The organism is Cryobacterium sp. RTC2.1, assembly GCF_035018685.1.
Classification (GTDB): Bacteria; Actinomycetota; Actinomycetes; order Actinomycetales; family Microbacteriaceae; genus Cryobacterium; species Cryobacterium glucosi.
Map to the genome: position 1 here is coordinate 1 of NZ_JASJXJ010000043.1, position 25,149 is coordinate 25,149.

22 protein-coding genes are annotated in these 25,149 nt (G+C 63.9%); all 22 read right to left on the bottom strand.

The genetic code is table 11. From position 1 onward, the window contains the following. Positions 1 to 20: 20 nt before the first annotated feature. Positions 21 to 1,328 carry a class I SAM-dependent DNA methyltransferase gene (locus tag QN357_RS07625; protein ID WP_323504721.1) on the bottom strand — a complete coding sequence of 436 codons (1,308 nt, stop codon included), beginning with the start codon at positions 1,326 to 1,328 and terminating at the stop codon, positions 21 to 23. 785 nt (positions 1,329 to 2,113) lie between these two features. Then, positions 2,114 to 3,088 carry a class 1b ribonucleoside-diphosphate reductase subunit beta gene (gene nrdF, locus QN357_RS07630; protein ID WP_134446785.1) on the bottom strand — a complete coding sequence of 325 codons (975 nt, stop codon included), beginning with the start codon at positions 3,086 to 3,088 and terminating at the stop codon, positions 2,114 to 2,116. Between the two features lie 102 nt (positions 3,089 to 3,190). Then, a complete protein-coding gene (gene nrdE / locus QN357_RS07635) occupies positions 3,191 to 5,296 on the bottom strand; it encodes a class 1b ribonucleoside-diphosphate reductase subunit alpha (RefSeq protein WP_323504730.1) in 2,106 nt (701 codons plus the stop codon). A 32-nt stretch (positions 5,297 to 5,328) separates the two neighbouring features. Then, entirely contained in the window at positions 5,329 to 5,733 is a 405-nt protein-coding gene (gene nrdI, locus QN357_RS07640; protein WP_134446783.1) for a class Ib ribonucleoside-diphosphate reductase assembly flavoprotein NrdI, read from the bottom strand. Between the two features lie 54 nt (positions 5,734 to 5,787). After that, positions 5,788 to 6,021, bottom strand: coding sequence for a glutaredoxin-like protein NrdH (gene nrdH / locus QN357_RS07645; protein ID WP_134446781.1), 234 nt, complete (start codon positions 6,019 to 6,021; stop codon positions 5,788 to 5,790). Between the two features lie 346 nt (positions 6,022 to 6,367). Further along, positions 6,368 to 7,402 (bottom strand): LacI family DNA-binding transcriptional regulator, encoded by a 1,035-nt coding sequence (locus QN357_RS07650; RefSeq protein ID WP_323504722.1) that lies wholly within the window; start codon positions 7,400 to 7,402, stop codon positions 6,368 to 6,370. 96 nt (positions 7,403 to 7,498) lie between these two features. Further along, positions 7,499 to 8,518 carry a galactofuranose ABC transporter, permease protein YjfF gene (yjfF, locus tag QN357_RS07655; protein ID WP_323504723.1) on the bottom strand — a complete coding sequence of 340 codons (1,020 nt, stop codon included), beginning with the start codon at positions 8,516 to 8,518 and terminating at the stop codon, positions 7,499 to 7,501. Next, a complete protein-coding gene (locus QN357_RS07660) occupies positions 8,515 to 9,555 on the bottom strand; it encodes an ABC transporter permease (protein WP_166791059.1) in 1,041 nt (346 codons plus the stop codon). The genes yjfF and QN357_RS07660 overlap by 4 nt, the downstream gene beginning before the upstream one ends. A 5-nt stretch (positions 9,556 to 9,560) precedes the next feature. Then, positions 9,561 to 11,111 (bottom strand): sugar ABC transporter ATP-binding protein, encoded by a 1,551-nt coding sequence (locus tag QN357_RS07665; RefSeq protein WP_323504724.1) that lies wholly within the window; start codon positions 11,109 to 11,111, stop codon positions 9,561 to 9,563. Between the two features lie 118 nt (positions 11,112 to 11,229). Beyond that, on the bottom strand, positions 11,230 to 12,216 hold the full coding sequence (locus QN357_RS07670; RefSeq protein ID WP_322188520.1) for an ABC transporter substrate-binding protein: 987 nt from the start codon (positions 12,214 to 12,216) through the stop codon (positions 11,230 to 11,232). A gap of 265 nt (positions 12,217 to 12,481) precedes the next feature. Further along, positions 12,482 to 13,573: a sugar-binding protein gene (locus QN357_RS07675; protein WP_134558053.1), complete on the bottom strand. Its 1,092-nt coding sequence runs from the start codon at positions 13,571 to 13,573 to the stop codon at positions 12,482 to 12,484. Between the two features lie 92 nt (positions 13,574 to 13,665). Continuing rightward, positions 13,666 to 14,991 carry a multiple monosaccharide ABC transporter permease gene (gene mmsB / locus QN357_RS07680; RefSeq protein WP_323504725.1) on the bottom strand — a complete coding sequence of 442 codons (1,326 nt, stop codon included), beginning with the start codon at positions 14,989 to 14,991 and terminating at the stop codon, positions 13,666 to 13,668. Next, positions 14,991 to 16,577, bottom strand: coding sequence for a multiple monosaccharide ABC transporter ATP-binding protein (mmsA, locus tag QN357_RS07685; protein WP_323504726.1), 1,587 nt, complete (start codon positions 16,575 to 16,577; stop codon positions 14,991 to 14,993). The genes mmsB (QN357_RS07680) and mmsA (QN357_RS07685) overlap by 1 nt, the downstream gene beginning before the upstream one ends. 185 nt (positions 16,578 to 16,762) lie before the next feature. Next, positions 16,763 to 17,944: a multiple monosaccharide ABC transporter permease gene (gene mmsB / locus QN357_RS07690; protein WP_134446766.1), complete on the bottom strand. Its 1,182-nt coding sequence runs from the start codon at positions 17,942 to 17,944 to the stop codon at positions 16,763 to 16,765. Further along, complete coding sequence (mmsA, locus tag QN357_RS07695) at positions 17,941 to 19,461, bottom strand: multiple monosaccharide ABC transporter ATP-binding protein (protein ID WP_416347610.1); 1,521 nt, start codon at positions 19,459 to 19,461, stop codon at positions 17,941 to 17,943. Before mmsA (QN357_RS07695) ends, mmsB (QN357_RS07690) begins: the two co-directional genes overlap by 4 nt. Before the next feature lie 146 nt (positions 19,462 to 19,607). After that, positions 19,608 to 20,732: a multiple monosaccharide ABC transporter substrate-binding protein gene (gene chvE, locus QN357_RS07700; RefSeq protein ID WP_134446762.1), complete on the bottom strand. Its 1,125-nt coding sequence runs from the start codon at positions 20,730 to 20,732 to the stop codon at positions 19,608 to 19,610. 63 nt (positions 20,733 to 20,795) lie between these two features. After that, a complete protein-coding gene (locus QN357_RS07705) occupies positions 20,796 to 20,951 on the bottom strand; it encodes a hypothetical protein (protein WP_323504731.1) in 156 nt (51 codons plus the stop codon). Continuing rightward, complete coding sequence (locus QN357_RS07710) at positions 20,948 to 21,658, bottom strand: L-ribulose-5-phosphate 4-epimerase (protein WP_134446760.1); 711 nt, start codon at positions 21,656 to 21,658, stop codon at positions 20,948 to 20,950. Before QN357_RS07710 ends, QN357_RS07705 begins: the two co-directional genes overlap by 4 nt. Next, entirely contained in the window at positions 21,655 to 21,786 is a 132-nt protein-coding gene (locus tag QN357_RS07715) for a hypothetical protein (protein WP_255454105.1), read from the bottom strand. Before QN357_RS07715 ends, QN357_RS07710 begins: the two co-directional genes overlap by 4 nt. A 192-nt stretch (positions 21,787 to 21,978) precedes the next feature. Further along, a complete protein-coding gene (locus QN357_RS07720) occupies positions 21,979 to 23,001 on the bottom strand; it encodes a LacI family DNA-binding transcriptional regulator (RefSeq protein ID WP_134446758.1) in 1,023 nt (340 codons plus the stop codon). A gap of 100 nt (positions 23,002 to 23,101) precedes the next feature. Next, entirely contained in the window at positions 23,102 to 23,710 is a 609-nt protein-coding gene (locus QN357_RS07725) for a cyclase family protein (protein WP_323504728.1), read from the bottom strand. 80 nt (positions 23,711 to 23,790) lie between these two features. Further along, positions 23,791 to 25,149 (bottom strand): APC family permease (locus QN357_RS07730; RefSeq protein ID WP_323504729.1); only part of this gene is annotated, 1,359 nt, incomplete at its 5' end.

Here is a 25,149-nt window from a genome sequence, read left to right on the forward strand (position 1 = left end):
CGAACTCGCCGCCGCCTAAGCTAGAACAACTGACCCGCATGGTGTTGAGAAACTCCACCACTCAGCGGGACGTGACCGTACAGACGCACAATATTCGCTAAGAAGTCGAGTTGTTCTTCGCTGAAAGTGCGATGTGCCCTATCAAGTTGAATGAAGACCTGCCGGGCGTCGATAAATAACACTCGTCTGGACTTCGATGCGTCTCGCTCCTTTCCGCGATCAAGGAACCAGAGGGTGCACGGAAGAGTAACCGTGAGGAAGAAATTCGAAGAGACACTCACAATGACGTCCACGGCACCGGACGCGATGACCTTCCGACGCAATTCGAGTTCTGAGCCGCGCGCATCTCCAGCCGAATTGGGCATGACAAACCCAGCGCGACCTGACGCGTTGAGTGCGGAGTAGAACATTTGCACCCAGAGATAGTTTGCGTTTCCCGAAGTCGGCAGGCCAAACGGGAATCGAGGATCATTGGCAATCTTCGACTTGTCGACGCCACTCACATTGAATGGCGGATTGGCCATTACGAAATCGAATGCTCCAACCATCTTGTGCGGATCTTCGTAGAAGCTATTTGCTTGAGCGATCTCACCGGCCAAACCATTGACTGCAAGATTCATCTTGGCGAGCTGGATGCTGTCGGACTCTTTCTCTTGTCCATAAATCGAAAGAAACTCGTTCTTGGCTTGGCGGTGGCGATCTACGAACTTTGCACTCTGAACGAACATCCCGCCGGACCCGGACGCTGGGTCGAGAATTCGGCCTGCGTGCGGTTCGATGATTTCGACGATGAGCCGGACGAGAGGGGTAGGAGTAAAGAATTGGCCGCCGCGCTGGCCCTCGCCCATCGCGAACTTCGCAAGGAAGTACTCGTACACCTTGCCGTACGCATCGCCCGACAAACCCTTCATGAGCTCATCAACCTGTCGAAGAAGGCCTATAAGGATTTCGTTGCCAAGCGTCGCATAGTTCAGCGGAAGGACCCCGCGAAGTTCCTCGTTTTCCGCCTCAATCGCGCGCATGGCATCATTCAACGCTTTTCCCAAGTCTTCGCCTTCAGGAAGCAACTTGAGATAGCCGAAGCGTGCCTCTGGACGCAAGAACAGCACACCCCTGGATTGAAAGTTGGCCTTGCCAATTTTTCGACGGCTCGTCGACTGGTCGACAAGCTCAGCTTCCGCTTCCGCAAAGCGCTGCTCGGCGTGACGTAGGAAGATTACGCCAAGAACCGGCGTCTTATAATTTGCCTGGCTCAGATTGGAATTGGCGCGCAGGTCATCCGCAATTGCCCATAATTTCGATTGGACGGCCAGAATGTCATCGGTCATTTGGATCTCCGTATTGAACCCGCGGTTTGGTAAGTCACCCGAAAGATCTGCGTCTGATACAAGAGAAATCAAGTACGACTCGATTTTCGAATCGGCGCAAGGCGCTTGACGCAGCCGTCACCAATCTTAAATCCAATGCGGATAGACAATGGACCAGCCATGCATCGACGCCTTCGACACAGGCCTGCGCGGGTCCAAACATGCAAGTCAACGGAAGGACCCGTCTAAAGAACCGCTCATGGACAGCACGAGCGTCTCGCCTTGCACGCCTCGGTCATAGCCGCAGTGGACCGTCACAGTTAATCTGCTGGCCACTACGTATCGCGGACTACCGACCTGAAAACGAAGGCCAGAGTCCGATCTTCAGGCCGTTCTCTAGGTGTGCCACTGTCCAAACATCGGGCCAGCTCTTTCCATTCAGGATGTTCAGTACCGTAACGTGGCTTAGCCCACACTCCGCGGCAACGGACCTGATGCTACGTCCGCCAATTGCACGCCGAACGTTCAACGCGAGCTGACGCATTGACTCGGCAGCCAGATCAGATGACGCCTGGTCCGGCCAACCCGGACAAAGCTCGAACGGCGGCACGCGTTTCAAGATACGTTCACCAGCTGCACCGAAACCGTGAGCCCCTTCACCATTCGGATGCAGCATCCAGAAATCCTTTCCAGAAGAAAGGCCAGCCCAACGAATGTGGCCTTGCGGCCGAAGATGGCCAAGTCATATGCGAAAATGGCCAACTAATTCGCGAAATGGCCAACTAATTCGCGAAAAGACACCAGGGCTAGAAGTCCCAGTCGGCGTCTTCCGTGTTGACGGCCTTGCCGATCACGTACGAGGAGCCCGACCCGGAGAAGAAGTCGTGGTTCTCGTCGGCGTTCGGCGAGAGCGCGGACAGGATCGCCGGGTTCACGTCGCACACCTCCTTGGGGAAGATGGCCTCGTAGCCGAGGTTCATCAGGGCCTTGTTGGCGTTGTAGTGCAGGAACTTCTTGACGTCCTCGGTCAGGCCGACGGTGTCGTAGAGGTCCTGGGTGTACTGCACCTCGTTCTCGTAGAGCTCGAAGACGAGGTTGAACGCGTAGTCCTTGATCTCGTCGCGACGCTCCTGCGTCGCCGCCTCGAGGCCCTTCTGGAACTTGTAGCCGATGTAGTAGCCGTGCACCGCTTCGTCACGGATGATCAGGCGGATGAGGTCGGCCGTGTTGGTCAGGCGGGCGCGGCTGGAGAACCACATCGGCAGGTAGAAGCCCGAGTAGAACAGGAACGACTCGAGCAGCACCGAGGCGACCTTGCGCTTGAGCGGGTCGTCGCCCTGGTAGTAGTCCATCACGATCGAGGCCTTGCGCTGCAGGTTGACGTTCTCCGTCGACCAGCGGAACGCCTCGTCGATGTCCTTGGTGTTGCTCAGGGTGGAGAAGATCGACGAGTAGCTCTTGGCGTGCACGGACTCCATGAACGCGATGTTCGTGTAGACGGCCTCTTCGTGCGGGGTGATCGAGTCGGGGATCAGCGAGACGGCGCCGACGGTGCCCTGGATCGTGTCGAGCAGGGTCAGGCCGGTGAACACGCGCAGGGTGAGCTGCTGCTCGACCGGGGTGAGCTGGTTCCAGGACTGCACGTCGTTCGACAGCGGGATCTTCTCCGGCAGCCAGAAGTTGTTGGTCAGCCGGTTCCAGACGTCGACGTCTTTCTCATCTTCGATCTTGTTCCAGTTGATCGCATCGACATGCGAGATGAGCTTGAGCTTGTCAATCATTTCGTGTTCCTTTTTCGGCCTGTCTCAGTCTTCGGCCGGTATCGGACGAGTCAGCGTGCACTGTGATTACAGCATCCACAGTAGATGAAGCGGGTGCTGTGCTTAGAGCATGCACGAGACGCAGCCGTCGACCTCGGTCCCTTCGAGGGCCATCTGGCGGAGACGGATGTAGTAGATGGTCTTGATGCCCTTGCGCCACGCGTAGATCTGCGCCTTGTTGATGTCGCGGGTCGTCGCGGTGTCCTTGAAGAAGAGCGTGAGCGAGAGACCCTGGTCGACGTGCTGCGTTGCCGCGGCGTAGGTGTCGATGATCTTCTCCGCACCGATCTCGTAGGCGTCCTGGTAGAAGTCCAGGTTGTCGTTCGTCATGAACGGGGCCGGGTAGTAGACGCGGCCGAGCTTGCCTTCCTTGCGGATCTCGATCTTCGAGGCGATCGGGTGGATCGACGAGGTCGAGTTGTTGATGTAGGAGATCGACCCGGTCGGCGGCACGGCCTGCAGGTTCTGGTTGTAGATGCCGTGTTCGATGACGGATGCCTTGAGCTCGGCCCAGTCGGCCTGGGTCGGGATGAGCACCCCGGCCTTCTCGAACAGCTCGGCGCCGCGGGCGGTGGACGGGACCCACGCCTGGTCGGTGTACTTGTCGAAGAACGCGCCGGAGGCATACGTCGAGTCCTCGAAGCCGGCGAACGCGTGGCCGCGTTCGATGGCGAGGGTGTTCGAGGCGCGGAGGGCGTGGAACAGCACCGTGTAGAAGTAGATGTTCGTGAAGTCGATCGCTTCTTTGCTGCCGTAGTACACCCGCTCGCGGGCGAGGTAGCCGTGCAGGTTCATCTGGCCGAGGCCGATCGCGTGCGACTTGTCGTTGCCGTCTTCGATCGAACGAACCGAGGCGATGTGGCTCTGCTCGGAGACCGAGTTGAGGCCACGGATCGCGGTTTCGACGGTCTTGCCGAAGTCCGGCGAGTCCATCGACAGGGCGATGTTCATCGACCCGAGGTTGCAGGAGATGTCCTTGCCGATGGTGTCGTAGGACAGGTCTTCGTTGTACGTGGTCGGGGTATTGACCTGGAGGATCTCCGAGCACAGGTTCGACATGTTGATGCGGCCCTTGATCGGGTTCGCCGCGTTGACGGTGTCCTCGAACATGATGTACGGGTAGCCGGACTCGAACTGGATCTCCGCGAGGGTCTGGAAGAAGTCGCGCGCCTTCATCTTGGACTTCTTGATCCGCGGGTCGTCGACCATCTCGTGGTACTTCTCGCTCACGGAGATGTCGGCGAAGGGCACACCGTAGACGCGCTCGACGTCGTAGGGCGAGAACAGGTACATGTCCTCGTCCTTCTTGGCGAGCTCGAAGGTGATGTCGGGGATGACGACGCCGAGCGACAGGGTCTTGATCCGCACCTTCTCATCGGCGTTCTCACGCTTGGTGTCGAGGAAGCGCATGATGTCGGGGTGGTGCGCGTGCAGGTACACGGCGCCGGCACCCTGGCGGGCACCGAGCTGGTTCGCGTAACTGAAGGAGTCTTCGAGGAGCTTCATCACGGGGATGATGCCGCTCGACTGGTTCTCGATCTGCTTGATCGGGGCGCCGGACTCACGGATGTTGCTGAGCAGCAGCGCGACGCCGCCGCCGCGCTTGGAGAGCTGGAGCGAGGAGTTGATGCCGCGGGCGATCGACTCCATGTTGTCTTCGATGCGGAGCAGGAAGCAGGAGACGAGTTCGCCGCGCTGCGCCTTGCCCGAGTTCAGGAACGTCGGCGTTGCGGGCTGGAAACGGCCGGCGATGATCTCCTCGACGAGGCCGGTCGCGAGCTTCTCGTCGCCCTGGGCGAGGCCAAGTGCGGTCATGACGACGCGGTCTTCGAAACGCTCGAGGTACCGGTTGCCGTCGAAGGTCTTGAGCGTGTACGACGTGTAGTACTTGAACGCACCGAGGAAGGTCTGGAAGCGGAACTTCTTCGAGTACGCGAGGTCGTTGAGCCTCGTGATGAATTCGAAGGAGTACTGGTCGAGCACGGCCTGCTCGTAGTATTCCTTCTCGACCAGGTAGTCGAGGCGTTCCCGGAGGGAGTGGAAGAACACCGTGTTCTGGTTGACGTGCTGCAGGAAGAACTCCCGGGCCGCCTCCCTGTCCTTGTCGAACTGGATTTCCCCGTTCGGCCCATAGAGGTTGAGCATGGCATTGAGGGAGTGATAGTCCATCGCCAGCGCGACCTGCGCGTGCGGGGCTACTTTCACGGCTGTTGCTTCCAAAATGATTCCAATCCGTCGTGAACGATGCGCACATCATCCGGAGTTCCCAATACTTCAAATCGATACATATGCGGCACGTTGCACTTTGCCGCGATGATGTCCCCCGCGATGCAGAATGCCGTGCCGAAGTTCATGTTGCCCGCGCCGATAACGCCGCGGATGAGCGAACGGTTGTGCTCGTCGTTCAGGAAGCGGATGACCTGCTTCGGCACAGCTCCCCTGGCCTCGCCGCCGCCATAGGTCGGCACGACGAGCACATAGGGCTCCGTCGCCCGGAGCGGCTCGTCGCGCGCGTACAACGGGATGCGTGCGGCAGGCCGGCCCAGTTTCTCCACGAACCTCTGGGTGTTCCCCGAGGTGCTGGAGAAATAGACGATCTCAGCCATTGGATGCCGGCCTCACTCTCGAACCGCGTGCTTCAGTCCTGTAGCGCAGACCGCTCAGGCGAGACGTGCGGCGAGTTCGTTGATCTTGTCCGGGCGGAAGCCGGACCAGTGGTCCTCGTCGGTGATGACGACGGGCGCCTGCAGGTAGCCGAGTGCCTTGACGGCCTCGAGGGCGTTCTCGTCGACGGAGAGGTCGAGCACTTCGTACTCGATGCCCTTGTTGTCGAGGGCCCGGTAGGTGGCTGTGCACTGCACGCAGGAGGGCTTGGTGTAAACCGTGATTGCCATGTGGAAGGCCTTTCTCGTGGTTCAGAAGAGTAATGGTTCAGAAGTGAGTGCGCCAGTACGACTGTGCAAGTGCGATGCGGCCCTGCGAAACGCGGGATGTCACGGGTGTTGCGGCGTTGCTGTGCTGGAGATCAATACTACATGTAGTGCCTCCCAATGGGAATGGCCACTACATGCGGTAATTACAATTATGTAGTTATCCACCGACATTCGTGATGTTGTCAACAGGCTGGCGCATTCGGAGGCCCGCTTTCCCGCGGAAATCGCCGGGTTATCCACATCCTGCAGAATCAGCATTCGCACCTCTGTGGATAACTCACCGCGGGCGTGTCGCCACCGGGAGCGGCTAGGCGCGCGGGGCGGTCGACTCGCGGATGACGAGTTCAGGGACCGAGCTCGGCAGGTCGGGCGCCTCCTCGTCCTCGAGCACGGCGAGGAGGGTGCTCAGGATGTTGCGGCCGAGTTCGTCGAAGTCCTGGCGCATGGTCGTCAGTGTCGGGGAGAAGAACGCGGCCTCGGGGATATCGTCGAACCCGATGACGCTCACGCGGTCCGGCACGGCGAGTCCGTTGCGGACGAGGGCGTGGATGAGTCCGAGTGCCATCTGGTCGTTGCCGGCGAACACGGCCGTGAAGTCGCCATAGGAGCCGGATTCGATCAGGTCCATGCCGAGGCGGAACCCGCTCGCCGGCGACCAGTCGCCGATCAGCGGTTCCCTCGCGATGAGGCCGCGGTCGCCCAGTTCGTCACGCCAGCCCCTGGCTCGTTCGATGGCGTCGACGGAGTCGGCCGGTCCGGCGAGGTGCACGATATTAGTGTGGCCGAGTTCGGCGAGGTGCGTGACGGCGATCCGAGCACCGCGATAGTTGTCGACGCCGACCCGGTGGAATCCGCCGCGGCCGCTCGACTCCACCGCGATGAGGGGCACCCCGAGTTCGATGCCCCTGACGGCCTCGAGGGCGCTGCGGTGCGCCGCGATCAGCACGATCGCCTCGACGTTCTGCCGCAGGAGGAGCTCAACGGCGGAACGCAACGACTCCGGGTCCGACTCGAGCATGCTCGCCATGCTCACCGCGTACCGGGCGTCCCTCGCCGCCTCGTTGAACCGCAGGACGGTGCTCGAGGGTCCGTAGTCCGGTCCTCCTGTTGTGATCAGGCCGATCGTCCGGGAGCGGCGGGTGACGAGGGCGCGCGCAGCCGGTGACGGCCGGTAGCGGAGCTGCTTGATCGCGTTCTCGACCCGTTCCCGCGTCGCGGGGCGCACATTGGGAAGGTCGTTGAGCACCCGGGAGACCGTCTGGTGCGAGACGCCGGCCAGCCGCGCGACGTCGAAGATGTTGGCGACGCGCGCCTTCTCATCGTCCTTGCTCACCAGGCTCATCGGCTCCCACCGATGCGTGTTCAACGCATCGTCTCTCTGTCCCCTTATTCTGGCTCACGCGCGGGTGCCGTGGCCGACACGCTCTCGCCGGACGCGTTATCGACGGCGTGCCGTCAGGACCTTCTGAAGGACGATGAAGACGAGGAGGAGCCCGCCGATGAAGATCCGGGTCCACCACGAGCTGAGGGTGCCTTCGAAGGTGATGATCGTCTGGATCGTGCCGAGCACGAGCACGCCGAGCACAGAGCCGAGCACGAAGCCGTACCCACCCGTGAGCACGGTCCCGCCGATCACGACCGCGGCGATCGCGTCGAGTTCGGTGCCGCCCGCCGTGAGGCTGTATCCCGAAAGCGTATAGAAGGTGAAGAGCACCCCGGCAAGGCCGGAGCAGAATCCGCTGATCACGTAGACGAGCACCTTGGTCCTGGCCACCGGCAGTCCCATCAGCATACCCGACTGTTCCCCGCCGCCGATCGCGTAGACGGTGCGGCCCAGGCGGGAGTAGTGCAGCACGAGGAACGCGACCAGGACCACAAGAAGGGCGATCACGACGCTCGCCGTGATGCTCATGCGACCGCCGAACGAGATTCTGGTCTGCGCGAGGCTGACGAAGACCGGGTCGGTGATCGAGATCGAGTCCTTACTGATCACGTAGCAGAGTCCCCTGGCGAGGAACATCGCGGCGAGGGTCGCGATGAATGGCTGGATCTTGAAGATGTGGATCATGAGTCCGACCAGGAGTCCGAGCACCGATGTCAGCACGAGGATGAGCGGGATCACGACCGAGGCAGACCAGCCGGACTGGAGCAGGCTCGCGGCGATCATGGTCGACAGGGCGAGGACGGCCCCGACCGACAGGTCGATGCCCCCGGTCAGGATCACGAACGTCATCCCGACCGCCAGCACGATCAGGTAGGCGTTGTCGACGAACAGGTTGAGGATCACGGGCCCGGAAACGAAGCCACGATAACGGCTGCCACCGATCGCGAAGATGGCGATGAGCAGCACGAGGGTCACGAGGACGGGGCCGTACTTCGGGCTCGTGAACGCGGACGAGACCCGGCCGAGCAGTCGGCGGCCCGCGTCGACGGGCGCGGAGGAGGTGTCGATGCTCATGAGACGGACGCCCTTTCGGCGGTTCGGGTGCCCGGACGTCCCCGGCCGAGAGACCGGCGCCAGCGACCGAACGTGGCGTTCGTCGTCGGCGACTGCAGCAGGCAGACGGCCGTCACGACCGCGGCCTTGAAGACCATCGTCGCGATGGGTGGGATGCCGACCGTGTACACCGTTGTGACGAGGGTCTGGATGACGAGGGCGCCGACGAGGGTGCCGAGGAGTGAGTACCGGCCGCCTGCGAGGGAGGTTCCTCCGATCACCACCGCGAGGATCGCATCCAGTTCGATGAAGAGGCCGGTGTTGTTGGCATCGGCCGCCGTCTGGTTCGAGGTCAGGATGAGGCCGGCGATGGCGGCCGCGAATGCCGAGAAGGTGTACACGGTGATCAAGAGGCCCCGCGACCGGACGCCGGCCTGCCTGCTCGCCTCCGGATTGATTCCGACCGATTCGATCAGGAGCCCGAGGGCCGTGCGCCGGGTGAGCAGGGCGGCTGCGGCAAAGATGACGGCCGCGATGACGACGGAAACCGGGATGCCGAGGACGAATCCGGACCCGATGACCTTGAAGGGAGGACTGTTCACGGTGAGGATCTGGCCCTCCGTGATGAGCATCGCCGCGCCGCGCCCGGCGGTCATCAGGATCAGGGTCGCGATGATGGGCTGGATCCCGAGCACGGCGACCAGGAACCCGTTCCACAGGCCGAGGACGAGGGCGATCAGGAGCGCGGCGATCACGGCGACCGCGACCGTGCCGATGCTGCCCGGTTCCGGGGAACCGAGGATGATCGAGCAGGCCACGGCACCGGCGATCGCGCACACGGCGCCCACGGAGAGGTCGATCCCACGCGTCGCGATGACGAGAGTCATTCCGACCGCGATGATGAGGGTCGGCGCCCCGTTGCGGGCGATGTCCACGAGGCTGCCGAAGAGGTGTCCGTTCTTGACCTCGAGGCTGAAGAAGCCGGGGAAGGCGACGAGGTTGATGGTGAACAGGACGAGCAGCATCACCACCGGCCAGAACAAGCGGCTCGAGAACATCCGGTTCATCGTTCCACCGCCGTCAGTTCACCGTCGGCGATGATGGCCAGGAGGCTGTCAACGGTCAGGTCGTCATTGACGATGTCGGCGACGAGCCTGCGGTCCCTCATGATCGCGATCCTGCTGCTGAGGCGCAGCACCTCCTCGAGTTCCGCCGAGATGAACAGCACCGACATCCCGTTTTCGGCGAGGTTGACCACGAGTTTCTGGATCTCGGCCTTCGCGCCCACATCGATGCCCCTTGTCGGTTCATCGAGGATCAGCAGCCGCGGCGCGACGGCGAGCCACCTGGCCAGCAACACCTTCTGCTGGTTGCCTCCGGAGAGGTTCCTGACGATGGCGTCCGGGTTGGCCGGCCGGATGTTCAGGGCTTGGATGTAGCTGACCGCGAGCTCGTCGCGGCGCTTCCGAGAGATCGGATGGAACCAGCCGCGGTCGGCCTGCAGCGCGAGCACGATGTTGTCCCGCACGGTGAGGTCCTCGACGATGCCCTCGACGCGGCGGTTCTCCGAGGAGTAGGCGACTCCCCGCGCGAGGGCCGAACGAGGCGTTCGGAACCGGTGCGGCGTGCCGTCGATCACCAGTTCCCCGGAGTCCGGTCGGTCGATGCCGGAGAGGATCCTGGCGAGCTCGGTGCGCCCGGAGCCCAGGAGACCGGCGAGCCCGACGACCTCGCCGGTGTAGACCCGGAGGTCGACCGGCGCGATGGACCCCTTGCGCCCGAGCGCCGTCGCGGCCAGAAGGGGCACTTCGTCGTCTTCCCCGCCTCCCGGCTCGACGATCCGCCGCTCGAGGGCGTCGAGGATCGCGAGTTCCTTGCCGATCATCTTCTGCACGAGGTCGAGGCGCAGGATCTCTGCCGTGCGGTATTCGCCGACGAGTTTGCCGTTCCGAAGTACCGTGAGGCGGTCCGAGATCTCATAGACCTGGTCGAGGAAGTGGGAGACGAAGAGGATCGCGACGCCCTCGGCCTTGAGCTCGCGGATCACCCGGAAGAGTTCGGCGACTTCGTCGGCGTCGAGGCTCGACGTCGGCTCGTCGAGGATCAGGACCTTCGCGTTGACGTCGATGGCCCTGGCGATCGCGACGAGCTGCTGGACAGCGAGCGAGTGCGAACCGAGCAGTGAACCGGGATCGATGTCGAGGTGCAGGCCGCGGAGGAGTTCCACAGCCCGACGCCGGGTGGCCCGCCAATCGATGCCGCCGAACCGGCGGGGTTCCCGACCGAGCATGATGTTCTCGGCGACGCTCAGGTTTCCGAGCAGGTTCACCTCCTGATAGACGGTGCTGATCCCGGCATTCTGGGCCTGGGCGGGGCCCGCGAACGAGACCCGGTTGCCGGCGAGCAGGATCTCGCCGCTGTCGGCCGGGCCGCTGTCGATCGCATAGACACCGGTCAGCGCCTTGATCAGGGTCGACTTGCCTGCACCGTTCTCCCCGAGCAGCGAGTGCACCTCGCCGGGGAACATCCGGAAGTTCACCCCGTCGAGGGCCTTGACGCCGGGGAAGGAGATCGAGATGTTCGTCATCTCGACGACGGGGGCCTGTGCGTTCATTCACGTTCTCTCTTCATCGTCGTGCGAGCGGATGCCGGTTCCCGGCGGCAGGGACCGGCCGGCCGGATGGCCTGCCGATTCGAGCCGCCGGAGACCGGCGAAGCGGTACCGGATCCGCTCAGTACTGACGGGTGGGAAGTGCGGCAGTCGCCTGCTCCTGGGTGAAGGTCGTCTCCTCCGTCAGGATGCGCTTCTCGACGCTCTCCCCCGCGACGACCTTCTTGACGATGTCGACCAGCTGCTTGCCGAGGAGCGGAGAGCACTCGACGATGAAGTTGATCTTGCCGTCGGAGAGCGCCTGCATGCCGTCCTTCACTGCGTCGATGGTGACGATCTTGATGTCCTTCCCCGGCACCTTGCCCGCCGCTTCGACGGCCTCGATCGCGCCGAGGCCCATGTCGTCGTTGTGGGCGAAGATCAGGGTGGCGTCCGGGTTGGACTTCAGGAGCGCCTCGGTGACCTGCTTTCCGCCCGCCCTCGTGAAGTCGCCGGTCTGCGAAGCGACGATCTGGAACTTCGGATCGGCCTTGATGACGTCGGCGAAGCCCTGTGCGCGGTCGATGGCAGGAGCCGCGCCCGTTGTGCCCTCGAGTTGGATGATCTTGACCGGATCGGTCTGGTTCTTGTATTCGTCGACGACCCACTGGCCGGCCTTCTGGCCTTCCTTGACGAAGTCGGAACCGAGGAAGCTCACGTAGAGGCTGTCGTCCTTCGAGTCGACGGCACGGTCCGTGAGGACGACCGGAATCCCGGCGTCCTTCGCTTCCTTCAGGACCGCGTCCCAGCCGGTCTCGACGACGGGAGAGAACGCGATGACGTCGACGCCCTGGGTGATGTACGAGCGGATGGCCTTGATCTGGTTCTCCTGCTTCTGTTGCGCATCCGAGAACTTGAGCTGCATTCCGGACGCGGCGAACGCATCCTGGATGTCCTTCGTGTTCGCGGTCCGCCAGCCGCTCTCCGCGCCGACCTGGGCGAAGCCGACGACGATGTCGCCCGGTGCCTTCGCAGCGCCCGTCGAGCTGGTGTCTGCGGCAGTGGAACATCCCGTGAGGGCCAGGAGAAAGGCGCCGACGGCGACCGCTCCGATCATCTTCCTGATCATGTGACTAAACCTCCTTGTTTAGCGTCCCGGCGGAACATTCTGCTGCGTGTCTCGGTGCCGGGCGACCAGGTCGTTCTGGTCGATGTCGAAATGTTAGCGCTCACAAGCGCGCGTTCACAAGCCCTCCCGATATCTTTTCGATCTCCTGTGAAGCGGGGATCCCCGGCATCCGTTCGGCGATTGTGAACGCTCATAACCGAGGCCCCTCATGCAAGCGGAGCCGACCCCTGGCCGGGGCCGGCTCCGCCGGATGATGCGATATCTGTTACTTGGTGAGCGGCGAGAGCTTGGGATCGTTCGCGTAGGCCTCTGCCGCGTTGGCCTTCGTCACGATGACCGGAGGCAACAGGTAGGCGGGAACGATCTTGACGCCGTTGTCGTACGACTTGGTGTCGTTCACGTCGACGGCCTCGCCCTTCTGCAACGCCTGGGCCATCTTGATGGCCTGGGCGACGAGCAGGCGGGTGTCCTTGTTGATCGTGGAGTACTGCTCACCGGCCATGATCGACTTGACCGACTCCACCTCGGAGTCCTGGCCGGTTACGATCGGGATGGGCTTGCCTGCTGCCTTCACCGAGGTGATGATCGCGCGCGCCAGGGTGTCGTTCGGGGAGAGCACGCCGTCGAGGGCCTTGTCCCCGTAGGTGCTGGTCAGGAGCGAGTCCATCCGGCTCTGCGCGTTCTCGGCCTTCCAGCCGGCGGTCGCCGTCTGCTTGATGTCGGTCTGGCCGGAGGCGACGACGAGGGTGCCGTCGTCGATCTTCGGCTGGAGGATGCTCATCGCGCCGTTGAAGAAGACCGCGGAGTTGGCGTCGTCGGAGGAACCGGAGAAGAGCTCGATGTTGTACGGCCCGGCCGCCTTCCGGGAGGCGAGCCCATCGAGGAGGGCTTGGCCCTGGAGCTCACCGACCTTGAAGTTGTCGTACGCCACGTAGTAGTCCACGTCCGGCGTGTTGAGGATCAGCCGGTCGTAGGCGATGACCGTCGCACCCGCGTCCTTCGCCGCCTTCACCTGGGTGCCGAGCTGGCCGCCGTCTGCCGCGCCGATGATGATGACCTTGGCGCCGTTGGTGACCATCGCCGAGATCTGGTCCTGCTGGTCTTTGACCGTCGTCGAGGCGCCGGCGTACTGCACGTCGCCCTTGAACCCGGCCGTCTTGAGGCCGTCTTCGAAGAGGCCTCCGGCGAGGACCCAGTTCTCAGAGGTCTTCGAGGGAAGCGCGACGCCGATCACCGAGTCCGCCGGGAATCCGGCGGCCGCTGTGGAACCGCCCGTGGTGTCGGTGCGGGTGGAACACCCGGAGAGTGCCATCAGGGCTACGGCGGCGAGCGCTGTAGTCGCAAGGAGTTTTCGCATGTTCGATCGCTTTCTACTCAATGTGGTGGAGCAGGGATTGTGCTGTGCAGGGTGTGGAGCGAGATCGGGAGAGGTCATGCGGATGCCGCGGATCAGGAGGGCATGCTCGCCGGCGGTCTGGCCGTGTCCGGCGTCCCGGCGTCGGGGACGACCATCGGCGCTTCGTCCGGAGCCGGGGTGGTCTTCCGGTTCCGGGTCATGAACCCGAGGATCGACGGCCGGCCCTGTTTCTTGTTCCAGACATCCACCCCCACGGCGAGGAGAAGCACGAGACCCTTGATGATCTGCACCCGGTCGCTTCCGACGCCGAGGAGCTGGAGCCCGTTGTTGAGCACGGCCATCACGAGACCGCCGATGATGGAGCCCGTGACCGTGCCGATTCCGCCGGAGACCGCCGCACCGCCGATGAAGACGGCGGCGATGGCGTCGAGCTCCCAGCTCAGCCCGTCCTGCGGTCCGGAAGCGACCGAGCGGGCGACGAAGATCATGCCGGCGAGGGCGGCCAGGATCGACATGTTCATCATCACGAGGAAGTTGATCCGGCGGGACTTGACGCCGGAGAGTTCGGCGGCGAGCTTGTTTCCGCCGACCGCGTAGACGTGACGGCCGAAGATCGTGTTCCGGGTGACGAACGAGTACACGAGCACGAGCACCCCGAGGATGATCCCGGAGACCGGGAAGCTCGTTCCGGTGCGGCCGCCCGCGAAGAGGAAGGACGCGTAGACGACGACCGCATTGAGCAGCACGACCTTGACGACGCTCGCCCAGAGCGGGGACGGCGTCGAACCCATGATCCGCTGCACGCGGCGCGCCCGGATCTCCCGCCAGATCACGGCGATCACGATGATGAGCCCGAGCAGGAGGGTGAGGTTGTTGTACCCGGTGTACGGCCCCACCTCCGGAAGATACCCGGAGCCGATGGTGGTGAAGCCAGGGGGGACGGGCACCGTGTTCGCGTTGCCGATCAGCTGGTTGCCGCCGCGGAAGATGAGCATGCCGGCGAGGGTGACGATGAAGGCCGGCACTCCGACGAAGGCGACCCACCAACCCTGCCACGCCCCGATCAGCATGCCCACGAAGAGGCCGAAGAGGATGGCGAGAGGCCAGGGCAGGTTCCAGTCCTTCATCGAGGTTGCGACGACGATGCCCACGAACGCGGCGACGGACCCGACGGACAGGTCGATGTGCCCGGCGATGATCACGATCACCATCCCGATGGCGAGGATCAGGATGTACGAGTACTGGCTGACGAGGTTGATCAGGTTGCCTGAGGACAGGGTCAGGCCGTTGGTGAGGTACTGGAAGAGCAGGATGATCGCGATCAGACTGAAGAGGATGCCGAACTGACGCAGGTTTCCCCCGCCGAACAGCTTCCGCGCGCTGCGCGCCTCGCTCGTGGTCGTGGTCTCGGTAGTCATCAGCTGCGAACCTTCTTTCTGGCGCTCGTCATGCTCTTCATCAGGGTCTCCGGGTCGGCCTCCGCCGCGGGGATGCAGTCCGTGATCGCACCCTCGAAGACCGTGTAGATGCGGTCGGCGAGCCCCAGGAGCTCAGGGAGTTCCGAGGAGATCAGGATGACGCCCTTCCCCTGCGCCGCGAGGTTCTGGATGATGCCGTAGATCTCGTACTTGGCGCCGACGTCGATGCGCCGGGTGGGTTCGTCGAGGATGAGCAGGTCGGGGTCCGTGAACATCCACTTGGCGAGGACGACCTTCTGCTGGTTGCCGCCGGAGAGCTTGCTGACCCCGGAATCGACCGTCGGCGTCTTGATCCGGAGGCTCGTGCGGTAGCCCTCCGCGATCGAGTACTCCTTGCCGTCGTTGACGACGGGACCGGCCGAGATCTTGGAGAGCTTCGCGGACACGATCGAACGCTTCACGTCGTCGAGCAGGTTGAGGCCGAGCGCCTTGCGGTCTTCACTCACATAGGCGAGTCCGTGGTCGATGGCCTCTGCCACGTTCCTCAGTTCGATCTCCTTGCCGTCCTTGAACATCCGTCCGGAGAGGAAGGTGCCGTAGGACCGGCCGAAAATGCTCATCGCGAGTTCGGTGCGGCCGGCTCCCATGAGCCCGGCGATGCCGACGATCTCCCCGCGCCGCACGGTGAGGCTTGAGTTCTTGACCACCATCCGCTCGGTGACCTGCGGATGCTGCACGTTCCAGTCCCTGACCTCGAAGAACACCTCTCCGATCCTCGGGACATGGTCGGGGAAGCGGCTCTCGAGGCTCCTGCCGACCATGCCGCGGATGATGCGGTCCTCGTTGACCCCGTCCCGCACGACGTCGAGGGTCTCGATCGTCTTCCCGTCACGGATGATCGTGATGGAGTCGGCGACCTGTTCGATCTCGTTGAGCTTGTGGGAGATCATGATCGACGTGATCCCCTTGCCCTTCAGACCCCGGATCAGGTCGAGCAGGTGCTGCGAGTCTGCCTCGTTGAGCGCCGCGGTCGGCTCGTCGAGGATCAGGAGCTTGACCGACTTACTGAGCGCCTTGGCGATCTCCACGAGTTGCTGCTTGCCGACGCCGATGTTCTTGATCAGGGTGTCCGGATCTTCGCGGAGCCCGACCCGTGCGAGCAGTTCGAGGGCGGTCTTCTTGGCCGTGATCCAGTCGATCGCGCCCCACCGGGTCGGCTCGTTGCCGAGGAAGATGTTCTCGGTGATGGACAGCTCGGGGATGAGCGCGAGTTCCTGGTGGATGATCGCGATCCCGGCTTCCTCGCTCGAGCGGATGTCCCGGAAATGCACGGTCCTGCCCTGGTAGACGATGTCGCCGTCATAGGTTCCGTACGGGTACACCCCGGAGAGCACTTTCATGAGGGTGGATTTGCCTGCGCCGTTCTCACCGCAGATGGCGTGGATCTCCCCGGCCTTCACGGTGAGGGACACGTCGGACAGGGCCTTGACCCCGGGGAACTCCTTCGTGATCGATCGCATTTCCAGAATGACCGGCCCGTCCGCGCGGACGGGCTCGTCGTTCATGACGTGCTGGGTGGACATCATTGTGCTCCTTGCGCCAGATGCCACAGATAGTAACCGGCAGTGGCCGCGAGCAACAGGCTCCCTGCTGCCGCGACGTGTCACGCTTGGGTAACGGCTGGTCGGATACACAAAAGGCAGATCGCAGGCGCAAAAAAGCGGGCCGGTCGTCCGAAGACGACCGGCCCGCTCTCGCGTGCTTGTGCGGGTCAGCGACCGCCGGAGCGACGCTTGTTGTACACGTCGAACGCGACGGCACCGAGCAGCACCAGGCCCTTGATGAGCTGCTGGTACTCCGTTCCGACACCGAGGATCGACATGCCGTTGTTCAGCAGCCCGATGATGAAACCACCGATGATGGCGCCGGTGACGGTACCGATACCACCGGTGACCGCCGCTCCTCCGATGAAGACGGCGGCGATGGCGTCGAGTTCGAAGCCGTCACCGGCCTTCGGGTTGGCGAGGTTGAGCTGGGCGGTGAAGACGAGCCCGGCGAGTGCCGAGATGACGCCCATGTTCACGAAGAGCATGAAGGTGACGCGCTTGGTCTTGATGCCCGACAGTGCCGCGGCGTTCAGGTTGCCACCGATGGCGTAGATGTGGCGGCCGAAGACGCTGTTCGACATCACGGATGCGTAGACGACGATCAGGACGCCGAGGACGATCAGGACGATGGGCGTGCCACGGTAGCTCGCGAGCAGGTACGTGATGCCGAGGATCATCGCTGCGGTGAACACCAGCTTGGTGAGGAACCAGGCGAACGGCTCGTCTTCGACGTCGTACTTCGCGCGGGCACGGCGCTGGCGGATGCCCTGGAGCACCAGGAAGAGCGTCGCAATGATGCCGATACCGAGGGTCAGCGGTTCGACAGCACTGGTTCCGCCGCCGAGGTCGGGGAGGAATCCGCTGCCGAGGGCGCGGAATTCGTCGGGGAACGGCGAGATCTGCTTGTTCTGCAGTGCGATCTGGGTGAGCCCACGGAAGGTGAGCATACCGGCCAAGGTCACGATGAAGGCCGGTATCCCGAAGTAGGCGATCCAGAAGCCCTGCCACATTCCCACGAGGGCGCCGACACCGAGGCACAGGATGATCGCGAGCCACCACGGCACATTCCACTGCGTGATCATCACGCCGGACATGGCGCCGACGAAGGCGACGACCGAACCGACCGAGAGGTCGATGTGGCCGGCGATGATGACCATGACCATGCCGACGGCGAGGATCAGGATGTAGCTGTTCTGCACGATCAGGTTCGTGACGTTGATCGGCTTCAGGGTGATGCCGTTGGTGGCCACCTGGAAGAAGATCACGATCGCGATCAGGGCGATGAACAGGCCGATTTGCCGCAGCTGGCCGGCGAGGTAATTAAGTGAAGATCTGAACACGCTCATCGCTTGTCCTTGTCCCTTTCCTGGGTCATGTTTTGCATAAGGAATTCAGCCGTCGTCTGCCCGCGGGCGACGTCCGCCGTGATCCGGCCTTCGAAGATGGTGTAGATCCGGTCGCAGATGCCGATCAGTTCCGGCAGTTCGGACGAGATCACGATGACGCCCTTGCCTGCGTCGGCGAGGCGGTTGATGATCCCGTAGATCTCATACTTGGCGCCGACGTCGATGCCGCGGGTGGGCTCGTCGAGGATGAGGACATCCGGGTCGGAGAACATCCACTTGGACAGCACGACCTTCTGCTGGTTTCCGCCGGAGAGCTTCCCGGCGAGGGCCTCGACCGTCGGAGCCTTGATGTTCATGCTCTTGCGGTAGCCCTCTGCGACGACGATCTCCTGGTTGGAGTCCACCCAGCCGCGCTTGGCGATCTTGTGCATGCCCACAGTGGAGATGTTGCGCTTGATGTCCTCGATCAGGTTGAGGCCGTACCGCTTGCGATCCTCGGTTGCGTACGCCAGGCCGTGCTCGATGGCGTTCGCTACCGTGCTCGTGTTGATCTTGACGCCGTTCTTGTACACGGTGCCGGAGATGTTGTGCCCGTAGCTGTGGCCGAAGACGCTCATCGCGAGCTCGGTCCTGCCAGCGCCCATCAGCCCGGCGATGCCGACGATCTCGCCGGCCCTGACGGTGATGTTCGCGTCCTTGACAACCCGGCGCTGGTGGTCGAGCGGGTGGTAGACGTTCCAGTCTTCGACCCGGAGGAGTTCCTCGCCGATGTTCGGCGTGTGGTCGGGGTAGCGGCTGCCGAGGTCGCGGCCGACCATGCCCTTGATGATGCGCTCCTCGGAGATGTCATCGGTGTGCATGTCGAGCGTCTCGATGAGCTTGCCGTCACGGATGATGGTGACCTCGTCGGCGATGGCCTTGATCTCGTTCAGCTTGTGGCTGATCATGATCGAGGTGACGCCCTGGCCCTTGAGGTGCTTCATCAGGTCGAGCAGGTGCGCGGAGTCCTCGTCGTTGAGTGCTGCGGTCGGCTCGTCCAGGATCAGGAGTTTGACCTCCTTGGACAGGGCCTTCGCGATTTCCACGAGCTGCTGCTTGCCGACGCCGATGTCGCGGATCTTGGTGATCGGGTTGTCCCTGAGACCGACCCTGGCGAGCAGCTTGGCTGCCTCCATGTTGGTCTTGTTCCAGTCGATCCAGCCGTTGTTCTGCTGCTCGTTGCCGAGGAAGATGTTCTCGGCGATGGAGAGGAACGGGCTCAACGCCAGCTCCTGGTGGATGATGACGACGCCTGAGGCCTCGGAGTCATTGATGGATTTAAAGGCGACCGGCTCATTTTCGAAGACGATCTCGCCCTCGTAGGTGCCGTGCGGGTAGACGCCGGAGAGCACCTTCATCAAGGTGGACTTTCCTGCACCGTTTTCACCGCAAATCGCGTGGATGTGGCCTCGCTTCACCGCGAGGGAAACGTCCTGGAGGGCTTTCACTCCGGGAAAGGTTTTCGTGATGCTGCGCATCTCGAGAATATTCGTTGTCACCGTTACTTCTTCTTCCGGTGGAGAGAGGGTGGGTGGTGGTTGTGGTGCTGGTGCTGGTGCTTTCGGTGCTGGCAGTGGCGGCGGGGTGACCCGCCGCCCCCCCCACTGCCGGTGGAGCGAAGAACCTACTTGAGGTCGGCCTCGGTGTAGTAACCGGTGTCGACGAGCAGGGCCTTGTAGTTGTCCTTGGTAACGACCTGCGGAGCGAACAGGAAGGTCGGGACGACCTTGACCTTGTTGTTGTAGCTCTTCGTGTCGTTGACCTCGGGGGTCTTGCCGTTGAGCAGGTCGTCAGCCATCTTCACGGCCTCGTCGCCGAGCTGGCGCGTGTCCTTGTAGATGGAGGAGTACTGCTGGCCGGCGATGATCGACTTGACCGAAGCGGCCTCGGAGTCCTGACCGGTGATGATCGGGAGCTTGTCGGTGGCGTATCCCGAGCTCGTCAGAGCCGAGATGATGCCGATGGAGAGACCGTCATACGGGGAGAGCACGCCGTCGACCTTGGAGCCGTCGGAGTAGGTGCTCGCGATGAGGTTCTGCATCCGCTTCTGGGCGGTCGCCGGGTCCCAACGCAGGGTGGCGACCTGGGTGAAGCTGACCTGGCCGCTCTTGACGACGATGACGCCCTTGTCGATGTACGGCTGCAGGACGGAGATGGCGCCGTTGAAGAAGAACGTGGCGTTGTTGTCGTCGGGGCTGCCGCCGAAGAGTTCGACGTTGAACGGGCCGGTCTTGCCGGTGTCCTTGCCGTCCTTGTCCAGCACGCCGAGTCCGGTGAGCAGGCTCGTGGCCTGCAGCACGCCGACCTCGTTGTTGTCGAACGTGGTGTAGTAGTCGACGTTCTTGTTGCCGTTGATCAGGCGGTCGTACGCGATGACCTTGACGCCGGCCGCTGCGGCCTGGTCAAGCTGGTCGCTGAGCGCGGTGCCGTCGATCGACGCGATGATGAGGATCTTCGCGCCCTTCGTCAGCATGTTGCTGATCTGCTGGACTTGGGTGGGGATCTTGTCTTCGCCGTATTCGAGGTCGACCTTGTAGCCGAGCTTCTCGAGGGAGGCCTTGACAGCGTCGCCGTCCTTGATCCAGCGCTCGCTGGACTTGGTGGGCATTGCGACGCCGACAAGTGCACCGGCGTTGGCGCCCGCTGCAGCGGTGGTCGTGGCTGTGTCGCCACGTCCGCCGGAGCAGGCAGCGAGGGAGAGTGCGAGTCCAATGGCAGCGATGCCTGCGAGGACCTTACTTGTCTTCACTGAATTACCTTTCGTGGATCTGTTATCAACTCTGATGGCAGTTGTATTGGTGCTGCTATGTGATTACAGGCCTTGTGCCAGTCGGTAGTAGGCCTGGTTCCAACGCACCGAGCGGGTGAAATCCCGAAGGGTGGTGGTCTTATCGGTCACGAGAAGCTCTGTGCGAGCAATCGCGGCGAAATCGTGGGGGTCGAGAGTGGTGGAGAGAGCGGGCATCACTTCAGTGCTCCTTGCGGCGCTTGTCCGTAGACGTTCTGATAGCGGTTGTAGAGGGAGTCGATCGCGGCCTGTGGGATCGGGATGAGTGCGCCGCCCTGGCGGGCGATGTGCACGGTGCGGGCGACGTCTTCGACCATGACCGCGGCCTTGACCGCGTCCCTCGCGTCCTTGCCGATCGTGAATGGGCCGTGGTTCTGCATCAGGACGGCCCTGGACCGGTGTCCCGTGAGGGCCGCGACGATGCCGCGGCCGATCGTGTCGTCACCGATGATCGCGAAGGTGCCGATCGGGATCGGACCGCCGAACTCGTCGGCCATGGCCGTGATCACGCAGGGGATCTCCTCACCGCGGGCGGCCCAGGCGGTCGCGTAGGTGGAGTGCGTGTGCACGACACCGCCGATCTCGGGCATGTTGCGGTAGACGTAGGCGTGGGCGGCGGTGTCGCTCGACGGGGAACGGTCCGAGCCGGGGGTGCCGGGGATCACTGCGCCGTCGAGGTCGCACAGGATCATGTTCTCCGGGGCGAGGTCGGCGTAGTCGACGCCGCTCGGCTTGATCACGAAGAGGTCTGCGCCCGGGACGCGGCCGGAGACGTTGCCGCCGGTCCAGACCACGAGGCCGTTGCGAGTGAGCTCGGCGTGGAGGTCGGCGACATCGGCGCGGATGCGAGCGATCGCGACCTCGATCTGGGGTCCGTAGGTGCTCATGCGAACGCCACCGTACCGGTGGAGATACCCGCACCGCGCGTGAGGGCGTTCGGTCGGCGATCGCCTCCGATGACAGAGATCTCGGCGGATGCGTCGGCTGCGGGCGCGGCCTGTGCGTTCTCGATCACGAAATTCGACTCCTTTGTCATGCGGTGCTGAGGCCATGGCCGTCTGCGTACTCACGTGCGTACTTACATTGTCACGAAATGTGAACGGTCACAATCGCTGTGCTCACACTACGCCCGCAGTGGGCGTCCTTGTCAAGTCAGGGCGAAAAAGTGGCTGGTTGCGTTTTGGTAACCACCCGAAACGCGCCGGATTCAGAAGGCAGGGGGCCCTGTGGAGCCACGGACGATGAGCTCGGGAATGATCGGTGCGCGGAACTTGTCCGGGTCGTCACCGGCGATGGTGCCGAGCAGGAGGGCGATGCACCGGCGGCCCAGTTCCGCGAAGTCCTGGCGCACGGTCGTGAGCGGCGGCCAGAAGTGTGGCGCCTCCGGAATATCGTCGAACCCGACGATGCTCACGTCCCGTGGGATGTCGAGCCCCGCATCCCTGACCGCGTGCATGATCCCGAGCGCCATCTGGTCGTTCGAGGAGAAAATGGCGGTGAAGTCGCGTTGCCGCAACAGTTCGCGCCCGGCGTGATAGCCGAAGTCCGCCGTCCAGTCCCCGAGGATCGGGGCGGTCGTCGGCACGTCCATCGCCCCCATTTCCTCCAGGAACCCGCGCATCCGCGCCTCGGCCTCGATCCAGTCCTGCGGCCCGGCGAGGTGGAAGATGCGCCGGTGCCCGAGGTCGATGAGATGCCGTGTGGCCAGTCGTGCACCGTGGATCTGGTCGACGGAGAGTGCGTGGTCATTGGGCCGGCCCGTCGACTGGAGTGTGACATACGGCACCTCGATCGAGAGCTGTTCGAGGACGTCGAAGACGCGGACCTGGGGGGCGATGACCACGATCCCCTCGACCGACTGGTACATCAGGTGGTCGAGTGCCGCTTCGATCGAGACAGTGTCGACCGAGGTCAGGTTCGCGGTGTTGACGTAATAGCCCGCCTCCCGCGCCGCATCCTGGATCGCGGCGATGCTGCTCGCGGGGCCGTACTGGGCCCCGGAGGCCGACAGCACGCCGATCGTGCGCGATCGCCCCCTCGACAGCGCCCTGGCCGCCCGGTTGGGTCGGTATTGGAGCTCCTCGATCACCTGCAGCACGCGGGCCTTGGTCGAATCTCGGATGCTCGGGTGATTGTTGAGTACTCGCGACACCGTCTGATGCGAGACTCCGGCGAGGCGTGCGACGTCCCGGATGCTGGGAGCCCGACCAGTGGGCAGTTCAGCAGTCATCGGGGCCTCGTCTATGAGCACGGTCACAAAAAAATTACGCACCCCCAGTATGCACCGCCGGGGAGGCGCAATGTGACCGTCACATAGCGGGAATCCTGCCTCAGCCGATCGGGTCGGGTACCCGCGCGAATGCCCGCACCGGGAAAGTGCCGAAGCCCTCGATCTTCGGAGGTACCGCCGAGAACGTCCCGCCGGAGGCCGGTACGTCCCCCAGCCCGGTGAGGTGCTCGACGACGTGGATGCCGGCAGCGAGCAGGGCTGAATGGGCGGGCCGCTCCCCACTCCCCTCGGTGTCGTCGATGTTGAGCGAGTCGATCCCGACGAGGGCGACGCCGGCACCGACGAGGAACCCGACGGCGTCTTCGGCCAGGAAGGGAGCCCCCGCCCTGTACTCCGGGGTGCCGAAGTGGCGGTCCCAGCCGGTGTGGATCAGCACGGCCGAACCGGCCAGGCCGGAGCCTCGCTCGGCGAATGCTGCTGCGGGAATGCCACGGGCCGCAGCATCCGTCAGATGGAATACCTCGGCGGGGAGGTCGACGAGGGTATCGAGGTCGAGGCCCGCGAGATCCGTTCCACCCTCGTAGCGGTGGTACGGACTGTCGAGGTACGTGCCCGTGTTGCCGATCAGGGTGATCACGTCCATGGTGAATTCGGTGCCGGGCGCGTAGGACGAGCGCGAGGCCGCACGGGTGAGGAAGGGCTCGATCACGGGAGCCGGCAGCCCCGGTTACGTCACGAGGCCCGCCCGGATGGTGTGGCTGAGATCGATCAGGCGGGCACGGGCGACGGTCATGTGTTCTCCTGGGCGGTTCGGGTTGGGCGGGGACGTGTTGAGCGAGCGCTTCCGGGCGAATGTTCGGGTGTGCGGGAGCGCAGGGGGTTCGTCCGGCGCTTCTTGACCCGGCCGATGACGACGGCGACGAGGGCGAGCACGGCGGGAACGAGGAGGTTCGGGCCCGCGAGCACGAGCAGCGCGCCGGTGAGGGCCACGCTGACCGCTGCGAGCCACCAGCCGAGGCTGTAGCGGTCCAGGAGGCGCACGGCGGCGATCATGCCGAGAGTGTAGATCGCGACCATGGAGCTCGTGTGGATCAGGATGAAGACCGACAGGGGCAGGTGCTGCGTCACCATGATCGTGAAGTACCCACCGGTGAGCACGGCGACCACGGAGAGGCTGCGGCGCGGGACGCCGCCGGATTCGACGCCGCGGGCGAGCCAGAGCGGGAGGTCGCCGTCGCGACCGAGCGAGGCGCCGAGCTTGGCGAACGCGCCCAGGTACACGTTGAGCACCCCGAGGGCGACGATCGCTGCGATCACCGCGACCGAGACCGGGCCGACGCCTCCGGGTGCCTGGGCGACGAGGGCGAGCAGGGGGACGGCGCCCGTTCCCGCGGCGGCGCCGAGGACGGCTACCGTCACGTACTGCAGCGCGAGGTAGGCCGCGCCGACGACCACGAGCGCGATCGCCGTCGCCGCCGGGATGACGCGGCGGGGATTGCGGAACTCCCCCGCGATGTGGGTGCCGACCTCCCAGCCGGCGAAGGCCCAGACGAACAGGCTGACGGCAGCGCCGACTCCGGTCCAGCCGTGGGTCAGGAACGGCTGGAAGTTTCCGGGCTCTGCGGCGGGGAAGGCGACGGTGACGACCCCGATGACGATGACGAGCAGCGCTGCGGTGAGGATGAGCTGAGCGGCTCCGGAGACCCGGACGCCGAGGTAGTTGGACACGAACGGTGGAACAAGGATCAGGAGGGCGACGATCGGTACGGCGGCCTGCTCCACCCCGAGGATCGCGACGACGTATTCCGCGCCGAGCATGGCGACGACCGGGGCGCCGAAGCCGACGCCGAAGAAGAACCAGTAGCCGGTCATCCGCGCCCACGTCTGGCCGAGGGCCGTGCGCACGTAGCTCGCCACACCGCCGGGGTCCGGGTATCGGGCGGCGAGGGCGGCGAACGTGCCCGCGAGCGGGATGGACAGCACGAAGACGATCAGAACCGCGAGCAGGGAGGCCGGGCCTGCCGCAGCGGCCGCGAGTCCGGGCAGCACCAGGATCCCGGTGCCGAGGACCGCCGCGATGTACAGCGCGCTGCCCTGCAGCAGGCCCAGACTCCCGGAGCCGGTGGGGGCGGGGCTCACGGGGGCATC